Raw genomic sequence first — 9,369 nt, 5'->3', positions numbered from 1 at the left:
CGAGACGAAACGCCTCGGGCCGGCGCCGACGTGCGCGTGGTTGACTGGGCAGGTGACCCGGGCTCGGCAGGATCGTGTGCTCGGACTGCTCCTGCGCGACGGCGACTGGGTGACGGCATCCGCCCTCGCCGACGCCCTGGGCGTCACCCCCCGCAGTATTCGGTCGTACGTGACGGCGGCCAATGCCCGCGTCGCCCCTGGCGTCGCGGTCGAGTCGGGTCCTCAGGGGTACCGGGCCGGTTCCGAGGCCGCCGCAGCCCTCCGAGTCGGCGGCGACGCCGGCACGCCTCGCGACCGCCTGCACACGCTGGTGCGGGCCCTCCTCGACGCCGCCGACGGCATCGAGGTGTTCGAGACCGCCGAAGCGCTGCACGTCTCGCCCGCGACGCTCGACGCCGACCTCGCGCGGGTGCGCGGCCTGCTCGGCGGTACCGAGCTGACCCTCGAGCGCTCCGCATCGCGTGCCCGGCTGCGCGGCACCGAGGGCGCCCAGCGACGGCTTCTCAGCAAGCTCGCGCATGACGAGATGGATGCCGGATCCTTCGACCTCTCAGCCCTCCGGCGCACGCTCGGCGAGGGGTCGGTCGGTGCCCAGGCGTTCGGGCCGTTCAAGACCGAGCTCGTCGCGCGGCTCGGCGAGCTGGGCTGGTTCGTCAACGAGTTCGGCATCGCCGACGTGGTGATGCACATCGCGATCGCGGCGGACCGCACCGCGCGGGACCGCCCGCTCGACGCCGTCGGCGCCGAGGGCGCTGGCGCGCGTGACCGGCCCACGCAGACCCAGGTGGCGGCGATCATCGCCGACCTGTCGGAGCGGCACCTCCAGGTGCAGCTCGGCAGTGCCGACCTGCAGCATCTCGCCACCCTGGTGCTCACGCGCGTCGTCGCACCGGACGGGCTCGAGGGCGCGGCATCCGCCACCGCGCCGTCCACCCTCGATCCCGAGGTCGAGACGGCGGTGCACGACGTCGTGAGCGCCGCCGCCGAGGAGTTCCTGGTCGACATCGCCCACGACGACTTCGTGGCGCGGCTGGCCCTCCACGTGCAGAACCTGCTGCACCGCGCCCGCGAGCAGGCGTGGTCGCGCAACCCGCTCACGCGGTCGCTGAAGTCGACGTATCCGATGATCTTCGAGGTGGCGGTCTTCATCGCGAGCCGCCTGCAGCAGAGGCTGGGCATCCCGCTGCCCGACGACGAGATCGCCTACATCGCCATGCATGTCGGCGGCCGCCTCGAGCGCAGCCGCCGCGCCGACCAGCTGCTGACCGCGACCATCGTGTGCCCCGGGTACTACGACCTGCACGAGCTGCTGCGCTCGAGCGTCGACCGCTCGCTCGGACAGGCGATCGAGGTCGTCGGCGTCGAGACGCGCGTCGATCCGGACTGGGCGTCGATCGACACCGACCTGGTGCTGACGACCATCGATCCGCCCGTGACGAATGAGCGGATCGTCCGCATCCAGCCGTTCCTGACCGACGGCGACGTCGAACGCGTGCAGGCGGCCGCGGGGCGCATCCGTCGTTCGCGACGGCTGGCGAGGCTGCGTGCCGAACTCGAGCGCTACTTCGAGCCGTCGGCCTTCGTGCGGGGGCTCGAGGACGCGGCCGTCGCCGGCGAGGAGGGTGTCATCCGCGCGCTCGGCGCATTGCTCCGGGAGCGCGGAGTCATCGACGCCGAGTACATCGAGCGCACGATCGAACGAGAGCGGCTCTCATCCACCGCGTTCACCGATGCCCTGGCGGTGCCGCATGCGCTGGAGATGACGGCATCCCGCACGGCCATCGCCATCGGCATCGCGGACCCGTCGATCCCGTGGGGCGACGGGCGCGTGCAGGTCGTGGCGCTCGTCGCGTTCTCGGAGACCGACCGCGAGGCCTTCCAGACCGTGTTCGAGCAGTTCGTCGAGGTGTTCAGCGAGCGCGACAGCGTGCAGCGGATCGTGCGACGCGGCACCGACTTCAACGCCTTCCTCGACGAGCTCGTCGCCGTCATCGACGGCTGAGCCCGGCATCCGGCGTTTCTTCTCGGGTTTGGGGCGCACTTCCTCCGTTGGGGCGGAGAATCTACGCCCCAACGGAGAGAACACGCCCCGAACCTCGCGAGCAGGGGACAGTCGGTCCCGCTCGGGGCGGCGGCGCTCTCAGGACAGAGGGCGGATGCCGAACGCCTCGAGCCGTGCGCCCAAGTGGGCGGCCGTGCGCAGGTGCGGCCATCCCCAGCGGGCGAAGCGGCGCTGGGTAGTCCCGCGGATCCAGTCCTCGCGCTGCTTCTCTTCGTCGAGTGCCTGCGACGACGTGCGCCCGTCGAGGAGTCGGCCGTCCACGTACTTGATCGCACCGTCGAACTCGCCGAGCGCGGCGATGTCCTCCAGGCCGAAATCGACGAAGTAGGTGGTGTTCCGTGGTCCTGCCACCGCCACCTGCAGCTGAATCGCTCGGAACCCCAGGTCGTGCAGGCGGATTCGACTGATGCTCTCGCCCGGAAGCTGCGCACGCCCGTCGGCGAACTCAAGCACACGCCGTGCGCGCGTCTGCCCATGCGCAGCTCGTCGCACGATCTCGAACACCCTCTGCCTGAAGTCCTCGGCGCCCTCGAGGTCGTACCGACCAGGGCCGGTCACGAACTGCTGGCGCAGCGCTGCGTCAGTGATGGTCACCCCCTGCTCGAAGGTGGTGGTGCGCGCGACATCGGCCACCGTGCGCATGAGCGAGGTGACGCGCATGCCCTCTAGCTCGACAACGTGGTCGTCGGGGAGTTCCCCGCGATGGCGTATGACGCCTGCGGCGGCACCGGGGCGCCCGGTGGCTGCGATCACATGGACGCGATCCCGGTCATGCGCGCGATACAGGGGCAGACCGTACACAGCGGCCGCCGTTTCGTGGGACACGACCGGAGGGATCGTTGAGACCGCCGTCAGTGCTTGGGCCCGTGCGACGGAGCGGGCTTCGGGTATCGCTGCATTCCACGCGTCGCCTCGCACGAACACGCCGGGCCGAACCTTGACCACTGATCCCGCACGGAGCGCCGCCGCCAGCCGGCGCGGGCTCACACCGAGCAGGACGAGATCGTGGTGACGCAGCAGACGCATCGGTGGCATGCGTCGAGCCTGCTCACAGCCCGCGCGGGTGCGGAGTCCCGTGGCGCTGATCGTGGAAAAGCCCCGTCGAGCCGCGAATAGCCGCGGTCGGGGAGGAGCGGGTGCTGCGGTCCCCGGGTGCAGCATCTGTCCCTCCTCTGGTTTGGGGCGCAGAATCTTCGTTGGGGCGGAGAATCTGCGCCCCAACGGAGAGAACGCGCCCCAAACCCGACAAGTGCCGCGGACCAGGGCGAGGGGACGGATGCCGCTGCGGCAGGTCAGCCGCGGGCGAGGCGCTCGGTGAGGCCGAGGCGCACTGCGGGCCACTCGTGGGGGAGGATCGAGAAGACCACGGTGTCGCGCAGTGTGCCGTCGGGGCCGAGGCGGTGGTTGCGCAGCACGCCGTCCTGGCGGGCGCCGAGGCGGGCGATCGCCGCGCGCGACTGAAGGTTGTGCCAGTGGGTGCGGAACTCGACCGCGATCGCGTCGCACGCCTCGAACGCGTGGCCGAGCAGCAGCAGCTTCGACGCCGTGTTCACCGCGGTGCGCTGCGCCTCTCGTCCGATCCAGGTGTGGCCGATCTCGACGTGGCGGTTGGGCTGGTCGATGTTGCAGAAGGTGGTGGTCCCCACCACCCGCCCGGTGTCGAGGCGTCGCACAGCCCACGGATTCATGTGGCCCTCGTCGCGCCACGCCAGACGCTGTGCGATATCGGCGCCGACGCCCTCGGCACGCGGCACCGAGGTGTACCAGGTGTGCTCGAGACCGACGGCAACCGCGGCGAGATCGGCTTCGTGCTCGGGCGCGAGCGGCTCGAGGCGCACGTACTCGTTCTCCAGCGCGATGGGCAGGGTGAGCAGCATGCTCTGAGCCTAGGGCTCGATGTGCATGTCACCGCGCCGACATACTTCGCAATTGTTCTGCCGATCGGCGCCTGCCTCTCACGGGCCGACCTAGGCTCGAACGGTGCGTTCATTCGGGCGCATGCACAGCGAAGAGGACTCGAACCACGATGAAGACCCAAGGGCTCATGAAGCCGAGACGGCGAGTAATCGCCCCCATCGCACTGGCACTGGCGGCGACCATCGGACTGGCTGCCTGCGCGCAGGGCGACGCGGCACCTGAGACGACCGGCGCCGAGGCGACCGGCCAGTTCACCTACGCGATCGCGAGCGACCCGACGTCGCTCAACCCGATCAACGTCGGCGACCGCTGGGGTCTGACCGTCACCAACCTCGTCTACTCGCCGCTCGCGCGGGTCGAGGGCGACGGCACGGTCGTGAACGAGCTGGCCGAGTCCATCGAGCCCGCCGAGGACGGCCTTTCGGTCACGGTCACGCTGAAGGAAGACCTCAAGTGGTCCGACGGCGAGCCGCTGACCGCCGACGACGTCGTGTTCACCTACACGAACAAGGCGGTGCGTGAGAACGGCAACGCCGACCTGCTGTACGTCGGCGACCAGCCCATCACGGCCGAGGCGGCCGACGAGCGCACCGTCGTCTTCCACCTGCCGAGCGTGAGCGCGGCGGCCCTCAGCAACATCGCGACCGAGACGTACATCATCCCCGAGCACGTATACGGCGACGTCACCGACTTCTCGGTGTCGGAGCTCGACCCGATCGCGGTCGGCTCGGGCCCTTACAAGCTCACCGAGTACGAGCGCGGCCAGTACCTCACGTTCGAGGCGAACGAGAACTACTACGGCGACGCGCCGAAGATCCCCGAGGTCACGCTGCGCATCGTGGCCGACGCCGACACCGTGAAGACGGCGCTGCAGACCGGTGAAGTGGACGCCTCGTTCGCGACGCCCGACCAGATCACCGAGCTCGAGGGCGCCGGACTGAACGTCTACCCGTACGCCGAGGGACGCGTCGCCTACGTCGGCCTCAACGCCGCGAAGCTCACCGACCAGAAGGTGCGCCAGGCGATCTTCTTCGCCCTCGACCGCGACGAGATCAACACCGGGGCGTTCCTGAGCGACGACTACTACGAGAGCGCGTACACGATCCTCCCGCCGAGCAACGCGTTCGCGACGGACGACGTCGAGCAGTACGAGCAGGACGCGGATGCCTCGGCAGCCCTCCTCGAAGAGGCCGGCGTCTCCGACCTCTCGATCACGCTCGCGTACGCCGGTGCAGATCCCGCGCAGACCACCGAGGCGACGCTCATCCAGCAGCAGCTGCAGGATGCCGGCATCACGGTCGAGCTGGCCGGCATCGAGCCGGCTGCGGTCTTCGAGGAGATCCAGAAGGGCGCCGAATCGCAGTACGACGCGTTCCTCGGCGGCTACATCATGGGCCAGGACCCGGACGCGTACAGCCTGCTGTACCGCACCGGCGCCTCGGCCAACTACTTCTCGTACTCGAACCCGGCCACGGACGCGCTGTTCGACCAGGGCGCCGTCGAGCTCGACCCCGAGGCCCGCAAGGCGGTCTACGCCGACCTGCAGGCGCAGATCGCCGAGGACGCGGTGGTCTTCCCGCTCGCCGACAACCTCAAGATCCTCGCGGTGAACCCGCGGATCGGCGGCGTCGACGACGCGAAGCTCGTGCCGATCTACACCCTCGAGAACTTCGGGCTGCTCACCGAGCAGTAAGGAACGAGTGGATGCCGGCGGCCGAGGTTCGGCCGCCGGCATCCATTTCGTCGTCCGCCCGAAAGGAGAACGATGGCGGTCTACATCCTGCGTCGTCTGCTGCAGGTCCTGCCGATGCTGCTGCTGGTGACGTTCGTCGTCTTCCTGCTGCTGCACGCGGCGCCGTATGACGTCGTCGATACGATCACGACGCCGCAGATGTCGGAGGAGACCCAGGCGGCGATACGCGCCCGCTACGGCCTCGACCAGCCCATCGTCGTGCAGTACGGACTCTGGCTCGCCAACGTGGTGCAGGGCGATCTCGGCTACTCGCTGGTGAGCCGGCATCCCATCGCCGAGGAGCTCGCCGCCCGCATCCCGAACACCATCCTGCTGGTGGCGCCCGCCTACGTCGCCGCTCTCGTGATCGCCGTGGTGCTCGGCCTGATCGCCGGCTCCCGCCGCGGCACCCTGATCGACAAGGCGATCGACGGCATCGCCGGCATCGGCATCGCCACGCCGTCGTTCTGGTTCGCGCTCCTGGTGATCTACGTCTTCGGGTACCAGCTGCGGTGGTTCCCGATCATCGGCATGCATTCGGTGGGCAAGCAGGGTGATCCCGTCGACTTCCTGATGCACTTCGTGATGCCGTTCCTGGTGCTCGTGGTGGCTTTCTTCCCCGAGCTCGCCCGCTACGTGCGCGCGGCCACGATCAGTCAGCTGTCGCAGGACTACGTGCTCGTGCAGCGCGGTTTCGGCGCCTCGCGCGGTCAGGTGCTCACGCGCCATGTCGGCCGCAATGTGATGCTTCCCATCATCACCCAGCTGGGCCTCGCCCTCCCGATCCTCGTGACCGGTGCCATCGTCACCGAGTCGATCTTCGGCTGGCCGGGCATCGGGCCGTACTTCCTGACGGCGACCCGCAGCCTCGACTACCCCGTCGTACTCGCTGTGCTGCTGCTGTCGGCGGTGCTCGTGATCGTCGGCAACCTCATCGCGGACATCCTGTACGTGGTCGTCGACCCGCGCATCCGGATCGGAGGGGGTTCATGACCGCCACCACGCCCAACGTCGCCGCCGCGATCGACGCGACCACGCTGGTGCACCGCACGCGCTCGTTCCGCTCGGTCGCGTCGCTGCTCGCGATCGCATTCCTCGTCGTCGTGGGCGCCGTGTCGCTCCTCGCGCCGCTGCTCCCGCTGGATCCGACCTCGACCGACCTCGCGATCCGCTGGCAGCCGCCGAGCGCCGCGCACTGGTTCGGCACCGATGAACTCGGCCGCGACTACTTCTCGCGCGTCGTCTACGGCGGGCGCATCTCGCTGACCGTCGGCATCCTGGCGATGACGGCAGCCACCGCGATCGGCGTCGTCGTGGGCCTTGTCGCCGGATACGCCGGCGGGCGGATCGACGACCTCCTCATGCGGTTCGTCGACTTCCTGTCGTCGATCCCGTGGATGGTGCTCGTGATCGTCGCCAGCGTGTTCCTCAAGCCGGGGCTCTGGACCATCATCTTCGTGATCGGTGTGTTCTCGTGGATGGCGACGGCACGCCTCGTGCGCGCCGAGACGCTGACCCTGCGGGAGCGCGCGTTCGTGCGGTACGCCCGCTACATCGGGGTGCGGCGCGAACTCGTGATGTGGCGGCACGTGGTGCCCGATGCCGCGCCGACGATCATCGTCGCCGCGACGGCCAGCATCTCGACCGCGATCCTCACCGAGTCGGCGCTGAGCTTCCTCGGCCTCGGCATCCAGCCGCCGATGGCGTCATGGGGGAGCCTCCTCGAGTCGGCGCAGGGCAGCCTGCAGACCGCGCCGTACCTGGCACTGATCCCCGGCATCCTGATCCTGCTCACGGTCCTGTCGTTCAACGTGCTCGGCGATGCGCTGCGGCAGTCGGTCAGCGAAGGAGGAGCGTCATGACGGTCCCCGATCCCGCGACCGCGTCGGCGGGTGCCCCGGGCGCAGCCGAGGCTGTGCTGCCCCGCGGCGACGTGCTGCTGAGCGTCGAGGGGCTCGACGTCGACCTCCCCGGCCGCACCGGCGGCCAGGTCCGCGTCCTCGACGACGTCTCGTTCGAGGTGCCTCGCGGCCGCGTCGTCGGGATCGTCGGCGAGTCCGGCTCCGGCAAGACGATGCTGCTGCGCGCGCTCATGGGCATCCTTCCCGACGGTGCGACCCGGGAATGCCGGCGTGTCGTCCTCGACGGACGGGACATCACCGCCGCGGCGTCGAGCGAGCGGCTGCCGGCCGCGATGGTGTTCCAGGACCCGATGACCTCGTTCAACCCGCTCGTGCGGATCGGTGCGCACCTCGCCGAGGTCGCCCGGCGATTCCAGCGGGTCGGGCGGCGCCAGGCGACGGCGCTCGCCCGCGAGGCGCTCGTCGCGGTGCGCATCCCCGACCCCGACCGCGTGCTCTCGCGCTACCCGCACGAGCTGTCGGGCGGCATGCGCCAGCGGGCGATGATCGCGATGGCGCTTCTCGCGCGACCCGAGCTGCTTCTCGCGGACGAGCCGACGACGGCGCTGGATGCCACGATCCAGGCGCAGATCCTCGCGCTGCTGCGCGCCTTGCAGGCCGAGCGGGGGCTCACCGTGCTGATCGTGACGCACGATCTCGCCGTCGTCGCCGCCGTGTGCGACGACGTGCTCGTGATGAAGGACGGCCGCATCGTCGAGTCGGGCGATGTGGATCGCGTCTTCCGCGAGCCGCGGCATCCGTATACGCGAGAGCTCTTGGATGCCGCACCGGACGCACTGTCGTCTGAAGCGTCGTCGCCCGGGGAGGAGGACGCATGAGCGGGCAGGTGACAGACGACCTCGTGCGGGTCGACGGGCTCGTCAAGACCTTCCCCGTGCGCAATGCGTGGGGTCGCACGACGGGGACCGTCCGCGCGGTCGACGGCGTCGACCTCACGATCCGCCGCGGCGAGACGCTCGCCCTGGTGGGGGAGTCGGGCAGCGGCAAATCGACGCTCGGCCGCAGCATCCTGCAGATGGAAGAGCCGACGAGCGGCACCGTCACGTACGACGGCGTCGACCTCACGTCCCTCCCGCGCGCCCGCCGAGCGCCGTACCACCGATCGATGCAGGTCATCTTCCAGGACCCGTTCTCATCGCTGAATCCCCACCGCACGGCGCTGCAGAACGTCATGGAGCCGCTCACCGTGCTCGTCCCCGACGCCGACCCTCGCGCGCAGGCGATCGAGGCGCTCGCCGCGGTGGGGATCGACGGGGATGCCGTCCACCGGCGCCCGCGCGCGTTCTCGGGCGGTCAGCGCCAGCGCATCGTGATCGCGCGTGCCATCGCCGTGCGTCCCGGGTTCGTGGTGTGCGACGAGCCGCTCTCGGCCCTCGACATGTCGATCCAGGCGCAGGTCACCGAGCTGCTGCTGCGGCTGCAGCGGGAACTGGCGCTCACCTACCTCTTCATCTCGCACGACCTGTCCGTCGTGCGCGAGATCGCCACACGTACGGCTGTCATGAACCGTGGCCGCGTGGTCGAGCTCGGACCGACTGCGGAGGTCTTCGCGTCGCCGCAGCACGCCTACACGCGCCATCTGCTCGACGCCGCGCTGTCGACGGACCCGGCCCAGGCGCGGCGCAGGCTCGAACGCATCTCGACGCGACCTGAGCCGGTCGGCCTCGAGCCCGACGGCACGGTGCTCGCCGAGGTCTCACCCGGTCACTTCGTGCTCCGCTGACCGATGCGCGAAG

At 69.9% G+C, this 9,369-nt stretch carries 8 protein-coding genes; 6 read left to right on the top strand and 2 right to left on the bottom strand.

The features are described 5' to 3' along the window. The first annotated feature begins 52 nt into the window (after positions 1 to 52). A complete protein-coding gene (locus B1729_RS04855; RefSeq protein ID WP_163630991.1) occupies positions 53 to 2,002 on the top strand; it encodes a PRD domain-containing protein in 1,950 nt (649 codons plus the stop codon). Positions 2,003 to 2,140: 138 nt separating this feature from the next. Here B1729_RS04855 and B1729_RS04850 read toward each other — a convergent pair whose 3' ends face one another. Continuing rightward, complete coding sequence (locus tag B1729_RS04850) at positions 2,141 to 3,097, bottom strand: hypothetical protein (protein WP_163630989.1); 957 nt, start codon at positions 3,095 to 3,097, stop codon at positions 2,141 to 2,143. Positions 3,098 to 3,354: 257 nt separating this feature from the next. Further along, positions 3,355 to 3,939: a GNAT family protein gene (locus B1729_RS04845; protein WP_163630987.1), complete on the bottom strand. Its 585-nt coding sequence runs from the start codon at positions 3,937 to 3,939 to the stop codon at positions 3,355 to 3,357. Positions 3,940 to 4,106: 167 nt separating this feature from the next. On the opposite strand from B1729_RS04845, the gene B1729_RS04840 reads away from it, so the two are divergent. From B1729_RS04840 to B1729_RS04820, 5 genes are all read left to right on the top strand, one after another. Further along, positions 4,107 to 5,672, top strand: coding sequence for an ABC transporter substrate-binding protein (locus B1729_RS04840; protein ID WP_163630985.1), 1,566 nt, complete (start codon positions 4,107 to 4,109; stop codon positions 5,670 to 5,672). Positions 5,673 to 5,744: 72 nt separating this feature from the next. Beyond that, positions 5,745 to 6,704 carry an ABC transporter permease gene (locus B1729_RS04835; protein WP_163616976.1) on the top strand — a complete coding sequence of 320 codons (960 nt, stop codon included), beginning with the start codon at positions 5,745 to 5,747 and terminating at the stop codon, positions 6,702 to 6,704. Then, positions 6,701 to 7,573 (top strand): ABC transporter permease, encoded by an 873-nt coding sequence (locus B1729_RS04830; protein ID WP_204259999.1) that lies wholly within the window; start codon positions 6,701 to 6,703, stop codon positions 7,571 to 7,573. The genes B1729_RS04835 and B1729_RS04830 overlap by 4 nt, the downstream gene beginning before the upstream one ends. After that, complete coding sequence (locus tag B1729_RS04825; protein WP_163630983.1) at positions 7,570 to 8,451, top strand: ABC transporter ATP-binding protein; 882 nt, start codon at positions 7,570 to 7,572, stop codon at positions 8,449 to 8,451. The genes B1729_RS04830 and B1729_RS04825 overlap by 4 nt, the downstream gene beginning before the upstream one ends. After that, positions 8,448 to 9,356 (top strand): ATP-binding cassette domain-containing protein, encoded by a 909-nt coding sequence (locus B1729_RS04820; protein ID WP_163616974.1) that lies wholly within the window; start codon positions 8,448 to 8,450, stop codon positions 9,354 to 9,356. Before B1729_RS04825 ends, B1729_RS04820 begins: the two co-directional genes overlap by 4 nt. Positions 9,357 to 9,369 lie beyond the last annotated feature (13 nt).

Origin of the sequence: Microbacterium sp. B35-04 (assembly GCF_010634885.1) — a bacterium.
In the GTDB taxonomy this organism is placed as follows: domain Bacteria; phylum Actinomycetota; class Actinomycetes; order Actinomycetales; family Microbacteriaceae; genus Microbacterium.
This window is presented reverse-complemented; position numbering and strand designations above follow the sequence as displayed.

Excerpts from the sequence above, each read along its gene's own strand:
- B1729_RS04850 (WP_163630989.1), bottom strand. The coding sequence starts at position 3,097 with ATGCCACCGATGCGTCTGCTGCGTCACCACGATCTCGTCCTGCTCGGT.
- B1729_RS04845 (WP_163630987.1), bottom strand. The coding sequence starts at position 3,939 with ATGCTGCTCACCCTGCCCATCGCGCTGGAGAACGAGTACGTGCGCCTC.
- B1729_RS04840 (WP_163630985.1), top strand. The coding sequence starts at position 4,107 with ATGAAGCCGAGACGGCGAGTAATCGCCCCCATCGCACTGGCACTGGCG.
- B1729_RS04835 (WP_163616976.1), top strand. The coding sequence starts at position 5,745 with ATGGCGGTCTACATCCTGCGTCGTCTGCTGCAGGTCCTGCCGATGCTG.
- B1729_RS04830 (WP_204259999.1), top strand. The coding sequence starts at position 6,701 with ATGACCGCCACCACGCCCAACGTCGCCGCCGCGATCGACGCGACCACG.
- B1729_RS04825 (WP_163630983.1), top strand. The coding sequence starts at position 7,570 with ATGACGGTCCCCGATCCCGCGACCGCGTCGGCGGGTGCCCCGGGCGCA.
- B1729_RS04820 (WP_163616974.1), top strand. The coding sequence starts at position 8,448 with ATGAGCGGGCAGGTGACAGACGACCTCGTGCGGGTCGACGGGCTCGTC.